The following is a 14603-nucleotide window of genomic DNA, read 5'->3' on the forward strand; positions in this document are numbered from 1 at the left end:
ATAGACCACCTCCAGCTTTGAGGACCCCATGCTGACCCCCACGCAAGCCCCTTCGATTGCCGATCTCTACGAACTTTACCGCCGCCGCGTGCCGCGCATGTTCCACGACTATTGCGAGACCGGCTCCTACACCACCGGCACCTTTGTCGAGAACAGCACCGCCTTCGCCAGGTACCGCCTGCGCCAGCGCGTGGCCCGCAACATTTCAGGGCGGTCGCTGAAGGCCGAAATGCTCGGCGAAGAGGTGACCATGCCGGTGGCGTTGGCACCAGTGGGATCGACCGGCATGCAGCATGCCGATGGAGAGATCCTTGCGGCCCGCGCCGCGCAGGACTTCGGCGTACCCTTCACGCTCTCCACCATGAGCGTGTGTTCGCTGGAAGAGGTCGCCAGCAAGGTCAGGAAACCCTTCTGGTTCCAGCTCTATGTAATGCGCGACCGCGACTATGTCCGGCGCCTCGTGCAGCGCGCCAAGGATGCGAAATGCTCGGCCCTCGTGCTGACGCTCGATCTGCAAATCCTCGGCCAGCGCCACAAGGACATCCGCAACGGGCTCTCCACCCCGCCGCGCCTGACGGCAGCCAACATCATCAACATGATGACAAAGCCGCGCTGGTGCCTGGGAATGATGGGCACACGCAACCGGACCTTCGGCAACATCATGGGCCACGTGAAAGACGTGGCCAACATCGCCGACCTCTCCCATTGGGCCAACAGCCAGTTTGACCAGACGCTGGACTGGTCGTCGGTGGAGTTCATCCGCAAGGAATGGGGCGGCAAGTTGCTGCTCAAGGGCATCAATGACGTTGATGATGCCATCACGGCTGCCGAACTGGGCTCGGACGGGATCATCGTGTCAAACCACGGTGGCCGCCAGCTCGATGGCGCCCCCGCCACCATCGACATGCTGGCGCCCATCGTCGATGCCGTGGGCCACAAGACGGACGTCTACATCGATAGCGGCATTCGCACCGGCATGGATGTGATGAAGGCCATGGCCATGGGGGCCAAGGGCACCTTCATCGGCCGCGCCTATGTCTATGGCCTGGGAGCGGGTGGCCAGTCCGGCGTGACCCGCGCCCTGGAAATCTTGAAGAGCGAGTTGGACACGACGCTGGGACTGTGCGGCGAGACCGACATCACCAAGGTCGGCCGCCATAATCTCCTCATGCCGCCGCCGCCCTTCACCGTGCCAGCACCTGAACGCAAGGCTGCAAAGAAAAGCCGATGACGCTGCAGAACCGCGTCGATCCCCGGGGCAACCTGCACGCGGTCGACGCCAAGGGCACGCTGATGGGCAACCGCGGCGGGCGGTTTCATCGCGATGACCAGACGCTGGGGCGCCGCCGCTGGGCGGGCAACCGCTGGATTGCCTGCGAACTGGCGTTCAGGGATCGGCCGCCAAGGCACGTGTGGGGCAGCAGCTACACCGAACTTTTTTTCCTGGATGAAGTGACGGCCCTTGCAGCAGGCCATAGGCCCTGTTTCGAATGCCGCCGGGCCGAGGCAAAGGCCTTTCTCGGCGACCGCCCCCTTGCAGCATTCGACCGCCAGCTTCACGCCGAACGGAAGGCACCTGCGTCAGACGTGATGGTGCGCGATCTTCCGCCGGGCGCCATGGTGGAATGGCAGGGTGCGGCCCATGCCCGCCGCGGCGGCAAGCTGCTGCGCTGGAGTTTCGCTGGCTACAGCGATCCTGTGCACATCACGCCTGATATGAAGGCGAAGCTTTTGACACCGCCCGCAATCACCGCCATCTTGGCGCAAGGCTATCAACCGCGCTGGCATCCGACCGCACAACAATGGGACGACTGACATGAAACTTCTCCGCTACGGACCCAAGGGCAAGGAAAAGCCCGGCATGCTGGATGGGGAGGGCCGCATCCGCGACCTGTCGAAGGTCGTCGCAGATATCGGCGGAGACGTGCTCTCGCCTGCAAGCCTCAACAAGCTGCGCAAGCTCAATCCGGAAAAACTGCCGCTGGTGAAGGGCAGGCCGCGCATCGGCGCCTGCGTGGCGAACCCGCAGAAGTTCATTGCAATCGGCCTCAACTATTCCGACCACGCCGCCGAAAGCGGCCTCGCCGTGCCACCGGAACCTGTGGTTTTCACCAAGCAGGTCTCCTGTCTCTCCGGTCCCAATGACGACGTGACCATTCCGCCCAAGTCGAAGAAGTCGGATTGGGAAGTCGAACTGGGCGTCATCATCGGCACCCGCGCCAAGAACATCAAGAAGGCGGACGCGCTGAAGCACGTCGCCGGCTACTGCACCATCAACGATCTTTCCGAACGCGAATTCCAGGCCGAGCGGGCCGGGCAGTGGACCAAGGGCAAGTCCTACGACACTTTCGGTCCCGTGGGGCCGTGGCTGGTGACGTCCGATGAAGTGAAGAACCCCCAGAACCTGCATCTCTGGCTCGAACTCAACGGCAAGCGCGTGCAGGACGGCAGCACCAAGACCATGGTCTTCGGCGTGGCTCACATCGTGGCCTATCTCTCGCAGTTCTTCACCCTCATGCCCGGCGACATCATCACCACCGGCACGCCGCCTGGTGTCGGCATGGGCATGAAGCCGCAACGCTTCCTCAAGCCCGGCGACCGCATGGTGATCGGCATCGACGGACTGGGCACCCAGCAGCAGGTCGTGCTCCGCGACAAGTGAGCCGTGGGCCGGAGATCCCCGAGGCAATATCAAGTGACAACCGTCACCCGGCGCCGGGCGTCATCCGGACTTTCAACTGTTGTGCAGTTTGAAATCTGGATGCTCCCGCCGTCGGGGTGACAGCAAGATCCGGGCCTGTGGGAATTACCCGACCCGCGTGCCCGGCGACCGCTCGGAGATAAGCCGCAAGCGGTCCGCCTCCCACTGCAGGTCCAGGGTCAGGGGCTGCTTGCGCAACACATCCAACTCCTCGCGGGACAGGCCGATGTCGCGCAGCAGGTAGTCATCGAGGCTGCGGAGCTGGCGCAATTGCCGGCGGGCGCGCCAGTTTTTGACCATGCGAACGAGCATCGAAAAGCTGCCGTAGGGAAGGCGGCCTTGAGACTGTTCCAGAATGTACTCGCGCATGGTGAACCTCATTTGTATCTATTGTATCTGTGTATCGGCAGCAATTGCCCCCTTGATTCCTGCTCATTCATAGATACAATGAGGCCTCAAGCCAATCAATCGGAACATTGTCACCATGACAATTTGGACTCCCGTTCTCGATCGCTCCAAACCGCTCTACCTCGCCATTGCCGATGCAATTTCCCGCGATGTGGATGGCGGCACATTGCCGGATGGCGCGCGCCTGCCGCCGCAACGCGAACTGGCCTGGAAGCTGGGCGTGACGCTGGGCACCGTCACGCGTGCCTACAGGGAGGCGGAGGAACGCGGGCTGCTGGCAGGAGAAGTGGGGCGCGGCAGCTACATCCGCCGTCACAAGGCCGCGGCACCGATCTCCATGCCGCAGGCCGACGAGGCAGGCACCATCGACCTCGGCACGGCAATTGCGCCGCCCGTGGTGACGGCCGAAGAATTCGATGCAGCCCTCAGCGCCGTGATGCGCGATCCGCGCAAACTCGATCTTCTCGACTATGCTCCACCTGATGGCTTTCCCCAGCATCGCGCCATGGCGAGCCAATGGCTGAAACGAAGCGGCATCGACGTGCCGGAGGCGCAGGTCTTCATCACCGCGGGTGCCCACCTCGGACTTGTCACGGTGCTGCAATCCCTCACGTCACCGGGCGAAGGCGTGATGGCGGAGGAGGTGAACTACGCGCTTCTGCGCACCACCTTCCGCAACGCCCACCTGACGCCCGTGCCACTCGCCATGGACGAGGATGGCCTTGTCCCCGATGCCTTCGAGAAGGCCGCGCGCGCCGGCCAGGCGAAGTTGCTCTATCTCGTGCCATCGCTGCAGAACCCCACCACCAACACCATGAGCCGCCGCCGCCGCGACGCCATCGTCACCATTGCCCGCGCCCATGATATCACCATCATCGAGGACGACATCTTCCGCCTGCTCGATGAACGCGTGCAGCCACCCACATTCCAGGCGCTGGCGCCGGAACGCACCTATCACATCACCAGCCTGTCAAAGACGCTGGCGCCCGGATTGCGCCTCGGCATCGTTGTCTCGCCGCCGGGGCAGGACCGGGCCTTGCGCGCCCATATCCGCGGCATGGCCTCGCGGAACGTGGGCCTGAGCGGGGAGCTGGCCCGCTACTGGATCGAGACCGATACGGCGAGCACCATCCTCACCCGCTCCCGCAATGAACTGGCGGCCCGCCGCGCGGCCTTTGTCGACATCTTCAAGGGCATGCCCTGGCGCTGCGAACCGGGCGCGCCCTATGCCTGGGTGGAATTGCCGGAAGCCTGGTCAGCGGGGCGTTTCACCAGTGCGCTTGCTGCACGGCAGGTGCGGGTGACGCCCGGCACCTCGTTCAATCTGACGCCCGGAAAGCCGAGCCGCCACGTGCGCGTCTGTTTCGGCGGGCCGCAATCAGGCCACCTCACCCGCAAGGGTTTCGAGATCATCCGTGAACTGATGAATTCCGAACCGGAAGACGATTTCACGCCGGTGGCGTGAATGTGCCGCCATTGGCGGACTTGCCCTTGGTATGGGTGATGAGCACCCGAAGGGTCTTGCGCAACACCTCAAGACCTTCCGCGCCGATGATTTCGGCCAGTTCGGATTCGAGCCTGTTGATCTGCGTATTGGCGAGCCGCATCGCATCGCGGCCGTGCTGGGTCAGCTTCACCGCCATGTCGCGGCGGCTGGTCTGCAGGGCTTGCATCTCGATGACGCCGAGTTCCTTCAGGCGCTGCGCCGACATGTGCACGGCCTGGCGGGATATGCCGAGCCGCCGCGCAATTTCGGAAATGCTGCTGCCGCCGTCGGCGGCGTGCACGAAAACCCGGATGTCGGACGCCCGCACGTTTTCGTAGGCGGTGCCTTGGCGGAACAGGCTAATGCGTTCATCCAGTTCCTGGCCGAACAGGTAGACCAGGGTGCGGATGTTTTCGCCCATCGATCCGGGTGCGAGGCCTTGACTTATATCAACCATGATTGACACATAGTCCGCGCGATCTGAACAGTCAAGATGCGGAAAAACCACAAAAAACCTCAATTCAAAGCGCTGTGGGTTAAAATAACCCTCATTTTCCGGCAATTTCGGTTGACAGATGCGTTGCGGTGCACCATATGTAGCCTGTCAACTTGAGTTGACTTGCTGTTCCTTCAACGCGGATCTTTTTTGCGGCCGTCCCCAGAAACGGCGGCGATGGTGGGTCTGTTTTGGGAACATGTCAGTGGCCCGGTCGCAAGGGGCGCTCTGCGGACGGGCCCGGACCGGTGATGTTCCCTAGACATCATCGGTCCACCTGGCGGCTATTCCTCGCCCGTATTGCCCAGCAGCTTCGCCACTTCCGGCCGCACATCCATCAGGATGGCATCGGCCATGGCCGCATGGCCTTCCGCGGACGGATGCATGGCCCCCGTCGTTTCCACGAACACCGATTCCGAAGCCCCGGCATCGACGAAGCCGTCGCGGGTGATGACCTTCTGGTTGATGGCGAGATAGGCGTCGTTGAAGCTCCGCACCCAGCGCTGGCGGAGCGCATAGGGATAGTTTTCCGTCGCCGGATTGTAGGGCCGCCAGTCGCGCTGCTTGCCCGACCAGCTTTGCGTGCAGGTGGCGGTCGGCCGTTCCGCCTTGCCGATGCAGGGCATCATCAATTGTTCCGCCGGATCATTCCCCGCCCCGGCGTTGCGGGCGCAGAAGCCGTGGCCCCGGAACGGACGGTCCTCATAGGCACGGCCGGCAAAGCGCCAGCCGTAATCCTCGGCGAGTTCGCCCATGCGCCGGTGCAGGCCAGTGAGCTGGTCATGCGCCGCCGCCAGACGGCCGGGCGTCACCACCAGCCACGACGACCACACATCGAGCGACTGGTTGGCGGCATAGAGATCCTCATCCGCTCCTTCCTCGCCGGCCGGGCAAACCTGGCCCTTTTCGTCTTCCAGGATATCCGGATAGGCACTCAGCACCACCCGAGACGGATCAAACCCCGACTGCGGATCGCGCACCGGCACGGCAAGCTCGATCGCCTTGGCGAGATGGGCATAGTCGCGCGGCAGGTCGTTCTTCATGTTGGCCGCGAACTGCTTGGGCGAGACCGTGGCGCCGAAATACTTGGCGAGCTTCGAGGTCACGTTGTCGCGCAGTGTGGCCCAGGTGACGAGGCTGGAGAAGCCGATGTCGTTGCCGCCGATCGAGAGGAACAGCAGGTCCACGTCGCGGCGGAACTGGTTGCCCGGGCAGACCCAGTAGCCATCCTTCTGCTTGGGCTTCACCACGCACAATTCGCGCAGCAGCCAGCGCAACTGCGTATCCTTGGTGCCGCCCGTGACCGCCATCACCTGGCCGTTGCGGCTCTCGTATTCCACATGCTCCTGCGGCCCGATGATGCCCTCATCCACCGATGCGCCCGAACAGGAATACCCCAGGAAGGTGACGGCGCTGTGCGGATTCTCGACCGCGATCTGCAGGGCCGCGCGCAACTGGTGGCCATAGAGCGAGCGGTGGCAGGTCTCGTCCATCCACTGCGCGCTGCCGCTGCCATCATTGCGGGCGCGGCGCGGATAGAGGTTGCGGAAACGCCCCTCGGCCGAGAAGGCGACGGGCACATCCGGATTGCCTTCGCCCGAGGCAAAGCTGTCGCCCAGCCCCGCGATCAGCAGGTCCTTCACCGCGATGTCGGTGGAAATGCCGGCTTCGCCTTCCGCCGCGACCGAGATGGTCGCACCCGCGGGCCAGGGAATGTCGAGGCTCACCGGTTCATCGCAGGGCGCCACCACGGGCGCCGCCGCGCCGGCGCGCCATTCGCAATTGTATTCGGCGAACAGCGTATCCTTGCTGCGCGGCTTGAGCCACAGCTTCACCCGGTGGCTGACGGGCACCACATAGTTCCCGACGCCGCCGCAGGCATCATGCAGGCGCGTGGACGGACTCCAGCACAGCCGCCCCACCATGCCCGCCGCCCAGCCCTTCCAGTCATAGGTCCGCCGCAGGATGCGCGTGAACGGAATGTAGCGGTCGTTCAGCACATGCTCGCTGCCGAGGACGGAGGAGTTGGCCACGAGGCGCTCCGTCTCCGGCGGGCTGAGGTGCTGGCCGTCCACATGGATGAGATACTGCCGCCAGGCGCGCTCATGCGCCTGGAAATCGCGCGGCTCGGCGAACAGGCGGAAGCGGTTCTCCACCTGCCAGTTGATCTGCACGTTGGAGGAGGTGAGCGTCTGCGCCCCGGCAGCGGGGCTGAGCGCCAGGAGAGAAAGCAAAAGAAAAACAACCGTCCGCACGTCAACCACCGTCCCGTTTCAAGGCTTGCAGGAGCGCCCTGCAATAGCAAATGCCGCAAGGCAAGAATGGGGCGGGAAAAATATTGAAAGTCCTGTGTTAGGAATAAAAACTTGACAGCGGGGAGGGGAAGGTGCTAGGGCTGGGGGATGGTTGTGTTTCTCATCGCCCTGCTTGCCGCCTTTGCGGATCAATACGCATCCCGATGCTTGACTAGCGCAATGAGCTGCGAAAGTTCCCAAAGCCAAGCCAGCTGCGCCTCGCGGTACGTCTGGTGGAGTGCACGAGGCGGTCAATTCGGAGACTCGTGAGCGCCTAATTCAGATGCCGTGCGACGCTCAATCCGAGTCTTGCAACAGTTGAAACCGAAGGGAATTGAGTTCAAGATTCGAGTCAAAGAAGGGCAACATCAATGGTGGCTATCGAAAACGCAGAACGAGATTATTCTGTCTGGCGTGCAGCAGTGGATGCCCAGCTGTTGAAAAAGTATCTTATCGATATCAATATGGCCGGAATCGACGAAGATCGCTTGCTTTCATGTTTCAAGAATGGGGAAACGGCACGGGAATTCGTTGATTGGTTTGGCGAGAAGTTTGGCCTATTGGAAGACTTCCCATGAATGATGCCACATTCAATTCAATCACTGGCGCTTGGCATATGGAAGAGGTCTTGCTGGTAATTGATGACTACTTCCACATGCTGAATCTTGAGTTGGCGGGCAAGCCTATAACAAATCCGAGCGTCGCCGGTTGCTCCTGAAGGTGGTCCGACGCACTGATGGTTCCATTGAAATGAAGCGTCAGAATCTAAGTGCGGTTCTGGACTTGCTGGGGCTGCCCTACATCGAAGGCTACAAGCCACTTTCCAATTTCCAACAAGCACTCGTTGACGGCGTCGAGAACTACCTCGCGATACACGGACTGCCAGACATGAAAAACATTCTGCAGATCGGTATGGCAGAACAGCGTCCATTGCTGGTTGGAGCGCCGCCGCAGAGATTGAGCAAGCTGCCGCGGCTTATTGCTGACATGGGCAGTCTCCTGAGAAAGTTTGACCCCGCTACGCGAGATGCGCGCAACAGAGAACTTGGTCTGAAGGGCGAGGAATTGGTTTTGGAGAGCGAAATTTCCAGACTCTGGAACGCGGGATACAAAAACTTTGCCAAGAAGGTAAGGCACGTCGCTAAAGAAGACGGTGATGGCTTAGGGTATGATATCCATTCATATGATGAAGGCGGCTCGGATCGCCTCATTGAAGTCAAGACAACTGTTGGATCAATAGCAACACCCTTCTTTGTAACAGCCAACGAACGTGCGGTTTCTATTGAACGTCAGAAACATTATCGCCTGTTGCGACTTTATGACTTTGCGAAGCAACCCAAAGCTTTCGAGCTTGCTCCTCCTCTTGAAGAATGGGTTAATTTGTCGCCCGCTGTTTATCAGGCGTCTTTTCGATAGCCGAAACTCCCGTTGGGGCAGGAGCACCCCGCCCCACTTGCCTTTTCCCCCTCCTTCCCCCATATGCGGCGGCGGAAGGTTGGTGGCAGGCGTCGTGCTCGCCAACCGGGTCAGGACCGGAAGGTAGCAGCCCCAACGAGATTTTGACGGGTTGCCGTCCAGCCTTCCACTGTCCCCCAGCCTTGAGTTTGTCCGCCCCGGCCTTCGCCTGGGCGCTCAGGCGTTCAGCGGCACATCATGCCACTGGCTGTGCGGGACCCGCCTCACCCCAACGAGCTTTTGACGGGTTGCCGTCCTCCCCACTTTCCCCCATTTGAGTTTGCCCCGGCCTTCGGGGGCGCTCAGGCGTTCAAGCTCCCATCGCCCGGCATGATGTGCCGGACCGGTCCGCCGCTTGTCTCACCCCAACCAGCCCAATTTGACCGGGTCGCCATCCATCCCGCACTATTTCTCCCCGGCCTGCAACAGCGGCGCTTCTGCGCTTTCATCCGGCGGCGAAAATCCCTAAATCCTCTCCCGATGGCTTCTCCTTCTCCCATGCCCGCCTACCGTGTGCTGGCGCGCAAGTACCGCCCCACGGATTTCTCCGCCCTCATCGGGCAGGAGGCGCTGGTGCGCACCCTCACCAATGCCTTCGCCACCGGCCGCGTGGCCCAGGCCTACATGCTCACCGGCGTGCGCGGCGTCGGCAAGACGACGACGGCCCGGCTGATCGCCCGGGCGCTGAACTATCCGCCCGGCCCCGCAATCGACATGCCCGAGATGACGCCCCAGTGCGAGGCGATCCTCGAATCCCGCCACATGGACGTGATCGAGATGGACGCCGCCTCCAACACCGGCGTCGACAACATGCGCGAGATCATCGACTCGGTGCGCTATGCGCCGGTGCAGGCGCGCATGAAGGTCTACATCATCGACGAAGTGCACATGCTCTCGAAGAGCGCCTTCAACGCGCTCCTGAAGACGCTGGAAGAACCGCCGCCGCACGTGAAGTTCATCTTCGCGACAACGGAAATCCGCAAGGTTCCCGTCACCATCCTCTCGCGCTGCCAGCGCTTCGACCTGAAGCGCCTCGATGCCACGCTGCTGATGCAGCACTACGGCCGCATCGCCAAACTCGAAAACGCCGAGGTGGAGGAGGAGGCGCTGCGCATGATCGCGCGCGCCGCCGAAGGCTCGGTGCGCGACGGCCTCTCGCTGCTCGACCAGGCCATCGCCTATGGCGACGGCACGGTGAAGGCCGATGATGTGGGCAACATGCTGGGCCTCATCGACCGCAGCCGCGTGATCGAACTCTTCGATGCGGTGATGGGGGGCGACCCGGCCCGCGCCCTCGCCGAACTGGCGCAACAATTCGAAGGCGGCGGCGATCCCGAAACCATCCTCACCGACATGGCGGACTTCGTGCACTGGGTCACGCGCCTGCGCCTCGTCAAGGACAGCGCCCTGATGGACGGCGCGCGCACCGAGGCCGAGAAGACGCGCGGCCTCGCCTTTGCCGAGAAACTCGCCGTGCCCATGCTCTCGCGCGCCTGGCAGATGCTTTTGAAGGGCATTCAGGAAACGGCAACCGCCGCCAACCCCATGCAATCCGCCGAGATGGTGCTGATCCGCCTCGCCCATGCCGTCGAAGTGCCGCCCGCCGATGAACTGGCGCGCATCGCGAAATCGGGCGCCGCGCCGGCCTCCAACGTGAAGTCTCTGCCGCTGCGCGGCGAGGGCAACGGGGCCTCCGCCTCCGCCGCCGGAAATGGCGCAGGCCTTGCGGCTGCATTGTCGCCCGCACCGCAATCCCCGCCGCCCGCATCGCCGCGCGAGCCCGTGGCCTTCGCCGACTTCGCAGGCCTTGTGAAATACGTGAGCGACCGGCGCGACGTGAAGCTGAAGACCGAACTGGAACGTCACGTCCGCCCCATCTCGGTGAGCGAGGGCCGCATCGAATTCGCGCTGGAACGCGATGCGCCCGCCGGCCTCGCCAATGAACTGATGCGCAAGCTCGAAGCCTGGACCGGCCGCCGCACCCTCGTCACCGTGGCGCGCGAGGGCGGCGCCGAGCCGATCCTGAAACAGCGCAAGTCGGCCGAGGCCGTGGCGCTCCAGGAAGCGCGCGAACTGCCCGCCGTGCAGGCGATCCTCAAGACCTTCCCCGGCGCCGAGATCACGAGCGTCAGGGAACCGCAACCTCTCCCCACCTTCACACCGGAAGAACCAGATGAAGAATCTCGCTGACATCATGAAACAGGTCCAGTCCATGCAGTCGAAGATGACCGACATGCAGGCGAAGCTGGAGGCAACCACCGTCACCGGCCAGTCCGGCGGCGGCCTGGTCAAGGTCACGCTCAACGGCAAGGGCGTGCTCACCGGCCTCGACATCGATGCCTCGCTGATGAAGGCCGACGAGAAGGACATCCTCGAAGACCTGATCGTCGCCGCCCACGCCGATGCCAAGTCCAAGGCCGAAGCTGCGGCGGCGGAAGAAATGAAATCCGTGACCGGCGGCCTGCCGCTTCCGCCCGGACTGAAGCTGCCGTTCTGAGCCACGCATGAAGCGCCAGGCCGGGCCTGAACTTGAAAAGCTGATCCAGCTCCTCGCCCGCCTGCCGGGCCTGGGGCCGCGCTCGGCCCGCCGCGCCGTGCTGCACCTGATCAAGAACCGCGAGAAGCTGTTCGATCCCCTCACGCTGGCGCTGGAGGATGCCCGCCACAAGGTGTCGCAATGTTCGGTCTGCGGTAATGTCGATACCGTCGATCCCTGTTCCATCTGCCGCGACCCGCGCCGCGACAAGAGCCTCATCTGCGTGATCGAGGATGTGGGCGACCTCTGGGCGCTGGAGCGCGCCGGCGCCTGGACGGGGCTTTACCATGTCCTCGGCGGTACGCTCTCGGCGCTGGGCGGCGTGCGCCCCGAAGACCTCTCGATTGGCGGCCTCCTTGATCGCGTGGGCGATGGCAGCGTGAAGGAAGTCGTGCTCGCCACCAACGCCACCGTCGAAGGCCAGACCACGGCCCACTACATCACCGAACGCCTGAAGGAAAAGGGCATCGCCACCTCGCGCCTCGCCCATGGCGTGCCGGTGGGTGGCGAACTGGATTACCTCGACGAAGGCACCCTCACCCAGGCGCTGCGGGCCCGCCGCCCGCTTTGAGACAGCCCGTTAACACTTCATAAACCCTGTCGCTGGCGCACATGCCCGGTGTGCGCGGACCGGACTGGCGATTGCTCCTTGATCCTCAAACAGCCGGCCCTTGTGCCGGAATGGGACAGGAGCAGGCCACATGTTTAACTTCCGCAAGACCCTTCGCCGGTTGTGGAACAACGAGCGCGGCGACACGGCCATCCTCTTTGCCCTCAGTGCCATTCCGGTGCTGCTCGCCGCCGGTGCGGGCATCGACTACGCCAACTACAACAGCGCCGCGACGCACATGCAGTCGGCGCTGGATGCCGCCGCCCTCGCGGGCGCTGCCGCCTCGGGCAAGACCGACACCGAGCGCGCCACCATCGCCGAAGCCTCCTTCGATGCCAACATGGCGCGCGGTGCCGCGGGCGGCTACGGCACCACCACCGACTTCCGCGTCGAGTCCGGCACCTTCAAGGCCGATGCAACACTGGCCGTGCCCATGTCCTTCATGCGCGTCGCTGGCATTTCCGAAATCAATGCCAAGGCCTCGGCCGAGGTCGGCCTTGCCAGCATGAAGCAGGCCGAGATTGCCATGGTGCTGGATTATTCCGGCTCCATGGGCGACATCTCCGGCACCAAGGTCAAGTACATCGCCATGCGCGATGCCGCGACGAAGCTGGTGACCGATCTCACCGCCGCAAGCCCCGGCAAGGTGAAGTTCGGCCTCGTTCCGTTCTCGCATCATGTCTACGTGACGCTGCCCAAGGCCTATGTGAAGGGTGCCACCGGCACGGGCAACTGGACGGGCTGCACGCAGGACCGCAAGTATCCCTACAACCTCACCAATGCCACGCCGACGAGCGACGTGGACACCAAGTGGAACCAGCCGGTCGCCCCTGACCATGCCTCCGACGGCTGCAGCGGCTATGCCGCCAACAAGCTCATCGTGAAACCGCTGACGACCGACAGCACCGCAGTGAAGACGCAACTCGCCGCCATGAAGCCCTACGCCTGGACGCACATCGCGCTGGGCGTCGAGTTCGGCTACCATCTGCTTTCCGACAACATGCCCTTTAACGAGGGCGTGTCGTTCAGCGACCCCGACACGCAGAAGTTCATGATCGTGCTGACCGACGGCATGCAGACGGAACCAGCCTTCGGTCCGGGAACGTCTCGCAACGTCTCGCAGGGCGAGAAGAATCTCGCCAAGCTGTGCAGCAACGCCAAGGCCGATGGCATCCGCATCATCACGTTGGCCTTCGACCTCGACGACACCACGACGCGCGCCCGCCTCAAGGCCTGCGCCAGCGATGCCAAGAGCTTCTTCATCGCCAACGATGACACCGACCTCTCCGCCGCTTTCGAGGAAATCAAGACGGCAGTGGCAAGCGAGATCTACCTGAAGAAGTGACGCTGGCGATTGTGAAGGGTGGGACTTGGTCTCAACTTCATCGTCGCCAAGCGGGGCCGTGAACGGCCTCTCAGCTTCCCGTCACCAGACGGGGACGGGCGCCATCCGGCAAGCCTGCCACGCTGTCATCGGACACATCGAGGTTTTCAATTCGCGTGCCGCGCTTGCCGATACGGTCGGCGGAAGTGGTGAGCTTTTCCAGATCAGTGCTGGCCATGTCGAAGTGACGGCGGAGATCGGAGGCCCGCTCCTTCAGGCGCTCCACATCTTCCAGGAGCCGCATCACTTCCGCCTTGATGAGGTGCGCCTGCTCGCGCATCGCCACGTCCTTGACGATCGCCTGCATGGTCTGCACCAGCAGCATCAGCACGTTGGGCGAGGCGAGGATGACGCGGGCGCGGTGGGCCTTCTGCACCACGTCGTCGAACTTCTCGTGCAGTTCGGCGTAAACGGATTCCGACGGCACGAACATGATCGCCGTCTCGTGTGTTTCGCCGCTCAGCAGATATTTTTCCGAGATATCCTTCACGTGCTTGCCGATGTCGGCCTTCAGCCGCTGTTCGGCCGACTTGCGCGCGGCTTCATCCTGTGCCGCCGTGAACGCCGTGAAGGCTTCCAGCGGAAATTTCGCATCGATCACGAGTCGCAGCGAAGAATCCGGCAGCGTGATCAGGCAGTCGGGGCGCGTGCCGTTGGAGAGCGTTGCCTGGAAGGCGAAGCTGCGCGACGAGAGATTGTCGCGGATGATGGCCTCCATGCGCCCCTGGCCGAAAGCACCGCGCGACTGCTTGTTGTTGAGAATGTCCTTGAGCGACAGCATCTCGCCCGAGAGCGTGGTGAGATTCTGCTGGGCGGCATCTATCACGGCAAGACGCGCGTTGAGTTGCGACAGCGACAGCGTGGTCTTTTCCGCCTGCTCGCTGAGGCCGTGGCCGACGCGTGCGCTCACCATGTCCATGCGCTCGTCGATCACCCGCTGCAGGTGGATCTGGTGGCTCTGGGACTGCGAGGCATAGCTCTGCACCGCGCCCGAGAGTTCGGCGAGGCGGACGTCCATGTCGGCGGTGCGCCGGGCCGCCTCCGCCCGCTCCGCCTTGCGGCCGGCTTGGGCGCGAAAGGCGAGGATGACCGCGAGCAACAGCAGCAGCAGCCCAAAGGCCGCCGCCGCGAGCAAGGTTTCGGCAAAGGTGAAGCTGTGGCCACCGAGCGTGAGGAAACGAGAAGACAGGTCCATCCCGCTCGCCTAGCACGGATTCGCGTTTTGTTCCAGAC

15 protein-coding genes and 1 other RNA gene are annotated in these 14603 nt (G+C 63.2%); 12 read left to right on the forward strand and 4 right to left on the reverse strand.

The window, feature by feature from the left end; translation table 11 throughout:
* Window positions 1–28: 28 nt before the first annotated feature.
* Genes IPM06_08675 through IPM06_08685 form a run of 3 tightly spaced genes read left to right on the forward strand, consistent with a single transcriptional unit; the run spans window position 29 to window position 2662 of the window.
* Window positions 29–1231 (forward strand): alpha-hydroxy-acid oxidizing protein, encoded by a 1203-nt coding sequence (locus IPM06_08675; GenBank protein MBK8770489.1) that lies wholly within the window; start codon window positions 29–31, stop codon window positions 1229–1231.
* Window positions 1228–1815, forward strand: coding sequence for a hypothetical protein (locus IPM06_08680; protein MBK8770490.1), 588 nt, complete (start codon window positions 1228–1230; stop codon window positions 1813–1815). Before IPM06_08675 ends, IPM06_08680 begins: the two co-directional genes overlap by 4 nt.
* Window position 1816: 1 nt before the next feature.
* A complete protein-coding gene (locus IPM06_08685; GenBank protein MBK8770491.1) occupies window positions 1817–2662 on the forward strand; it encodes a fumarylacetoacetate hydrolase family protein in 846 nt (281 codons plus the stop codon).
* A gap of 144 nt (window positions 2663–2806) precedes the next feature.
* Here the strand turns inward: IPM06_08685 and IPM06_08690 are convergent, their stop codons facing one another.
* A complete protein-coding gene (locus IPM06_08690; GenBank protein MBK8770492.1) occupies window positions 2807–3070 on the reverse strand; it encodes a DUF1127 domain-containing protein in 264 nt (87 codons plus the stop codon).
* A gap of 115 nt (window positions 3071–3185) precedes the next feature.
* Here IPM06_08690 and IPM06_08695 point away from each other — a divergent pair, with 115 nt between their 5' ends.
* A complete protein-coding gene (locus IPM06_08695) occupies window positions 3186–4574 on the forward strand; it encodes a PLP-dependent aminotransferase family protein (GenBank protein MBK8770493.1) in 1389 nt (462 codons plus the stop codon).
* On the opposite strand, the gene IPM06_08700 is transcribed toward IPM06_08695, so the two are convergent.
* The gene (locus IPM06_08700) at window positions 4558–5052 is read right to left on the reverse strand and encodes a winged helix-turn-helix transcriptional regulator (protein MBK8770494.1); all 495 of its coding nucleotides are present in this window, start codon (window positions 5050–5052) and stop codon (window positions 4558–4560) included. The two genes, IPM06_08695 and IPM06_08700, sit on opposite strands and share 17 nt — an antisense overlap.
* Before the next feature lie 323 nt (window positions 5053–5375).
* Window positions 5376–7346: a hypothetical protein gene (locus IPM06_08705; GenBank protein MBK8770495.1), complete on the reverse strand. Its 1971-nt coding sequence runs from the start codon at window positions 7344–7346 to the stop codon at window positions 5376–5378.
* Between the two features lie 410 nt (window positions 7347–7756).
* On the opposite strand from IPM06_08705, the gene IPM06_08710 reads away from it, so the two are divergent.
* From IPM06_08710 to IPM06_08745, 8 genes are all read left to right on the forward strand, one after another.
* On the forward strand, window positions 7757–7963 hold the full coding sequence (locus IPM06_08710; protein MBK8770496.1) for a hypothetical protein: 207 nt from the start codon (window positions 7757–7759) through the stop codon (window positions 7961–7963).
* A complete protein-coding gene (locus IPM06_08715; GenBank protein MBK8770497.1) occupies window positions 7960–8103 on the forward strand; it encodes a hypothetical protein in 144 nt (47 codons plus the stop codon). The genes IPM06_08710 and IPM06_08715 overlap by 4 nt, the downstream gene beginning before the upstream one ends.
* A gap of 32 nt (window positions 8104–8135) precedes the next feature.
* Entirely contained in the window at window positions 8136–8801 is a 666-nt protein-coding gene (locus IPM06_08720) for a DUF3883 domain-containing protein (GenBank protein ID MBK8770498.1), read from the forward strand.
* A 73-nt stretch (window positions 8802–8874) separates the two neighbouring features.
* Window positions 8875–8972, forward strand: an RNA gene (ffs, locus tag IPM06_08725) — signal recognition particle sRNA small type.
* Window positions 8973–9338: 366 nt separating this feature from the next.
* Window positions 9339–11030, forward strand: coding sequence for a DNA polymerase III subunit gamma/tau (locus IPM06_08730; GenBank protein ID MBK8770499.1), 1692 nt, complete (start codon window positions 9339–9341; stop codon window positions 11028–11030).
* The gene (locus IPM06_08735; protein ID MBK8770500.1) at window positions 11014–11337 is read left to right on the forward strand and encodes a YbaB/EbfC family nucleoid-associated protein; all 324 of its coding nucleotides are present in this window, start codon (window positions 11014–11016) and stop codon (window positions 11335–11337) included. The genes IPM06_08730 and IPM06_08735 overlap by 17 nt, the downstream gene beginning before the upstream one ends.
* Before the next feature lie 7 nt (window positions 11338–11344).
* Window positions 11345–11947 (forward strand): recombination protein RecR, encoded by a 603-nt coding sequence (gene recR / locus IPM06_08740; protein MBK8770501.1) that lies wholly within the window; start codon window positions 11345–11347, stop codon window positions 11945–11947.
* A gap of 130 nt (window positions 11948–12077) precedes the next feature.
* The gene (locus tag IPM06_08745) at window positions 12078–13331 is read left to right on the forward strand and encodes a VWA domain-containing protein (protein MBK8770502.1); all 1254 of its coding nucleotides are present in this window, start codon (window positions 12078–12080) and stop codon (window positions 13329–13331) included.
* Between the two features lie 70 nt (window positions 13332–13401).
* On the opposite strand, the gene rmuC is transcribed toward IPM06_08745, so the two are convergent.
* Complete coding sequence (gene rmuC / locus IPM06_08750; protein MBK8770503.1) at window positions 13402–14565, reverse strand: DNA recombination protein RmuC; 1164 nt, start codon at window positions 14563–14565, stop codon at window positions 13402–13404.
* Window positions 14566–14603 lie beyond the last annotated feature (38 nt).

The organism is Hyphomicrobiales bacterium, from assembly GCA_016710435.1.
Taxonomy (GTDB): domain Bacteria; phylum Pseudomonadota; class Alphaproteobacteria; order Rhizobiales; family Aestuariivirgaceae; genus Aestuariivirga.

What these genes read in the sequence shown, in the direction of transcription:
- IPM06_08700 (MBK8770494.1), bottom strand. Translation starts at nt 5,052, where the DNA reads ATGGTTGATATAAGTCAAGGCCTCGCACCCGGATCGATGGGCGAAAAC.
- IPM06_08730 (MBK8770499.1), top strand. Translation starts at nt 9,339, where the DNA reads ATGCCCGCCTACCGTGTGCTGGCGCGCAAGTACCGCCCCACGGATTTC.
- IPM06_08720 (MBK8770498.1), top strand. Translation starts at nt 8,136, where the DNA reads ATGAAGCGTCAGAATCTAAGTGCGGTTCTGGACTTGCTGGGGCTGCCC.
- IPM06_08690 (MBK8770492.1), bottom strand. Translation starts at nt 3,070, where the DNA reads ATGCGCGAGTACATTCTGGAACAGTCTCAAGGCCGCCTTCCCTACGGC.
- IPM06_08695 (MBK8770493.1), top strand. Translation starts at nt 3,186, where the DNA reads ATGACAATTTGGACTCCCGTTCTCGATCGCTCCAAACCGCTCTACCTC.
- IPM06_08735 (MBK8770500.1), top strand. Translation starts at nt 11,014, where the DNA reads ATGAAGAATCTCGCTGACATCATGAAACAGGTCCAGTCCATGCAGTCG.
- IPM06_08745 (MBK8770502.1), top strand. Translation starts at nt 12,078, where the DNA reads ATGTTTAACTTCCGCAAGACCCTTCGCCGGTTGTGGAACAACGAGCGC.
- IPM06_08715 (MBK8770497.1), top strand. Translation starts at nt 7,960, where the DNA reads ATGAATGATGCCACATTCAATTCAATCACTGGCGCTTGGCATATGGAA.
- IPM06_08675 (MBK8770489.1), top strand. Translation starts at nt 29, where the DNA reads ATGCTGACCCCCACGCAAGCCCCTTCGATTGCCGATCTCTACGAACTT.
- IPM06_08710 (MBK8770496.1), top strand. Translation starts at nt 7,757, where the DNA reads ATGGTGGCTATCGAAAACGCAGAACGAGATTATTCTGTCTGGCGTGCA.
- IPM06_08680 (MBK8770490.1), top strand. Translation starts at nt 1,228, where the DNA reads ATGACGCTGCAGAACCGCGTCGATCCCCGGGGCAACCTGCACGCGGTC.
- IPM06_08685 (MBK8770491.1), top strand. Translation starts at nt 1,817, where the DNA reads ATGAAACTTCTCCGCTACGGACCCAAGGGCAAGGAAAAGCCCGGCATG.
- recR (MBK8770501.1), top strand. Translation starts at nt 11,345, where the DNA reads ATGAAGCGCCAGGCCGGGCCTGAACTTGAAAAGCTGATCCAGCTCCTC.
- rmuC (MBK8770503.1), bottom strand. Translation starts at nt 14,565, where the DNA reads ATGGACCTGTCTTCTCGTTTCCTCACGCTCGGTGGCCACAGCTTCACC.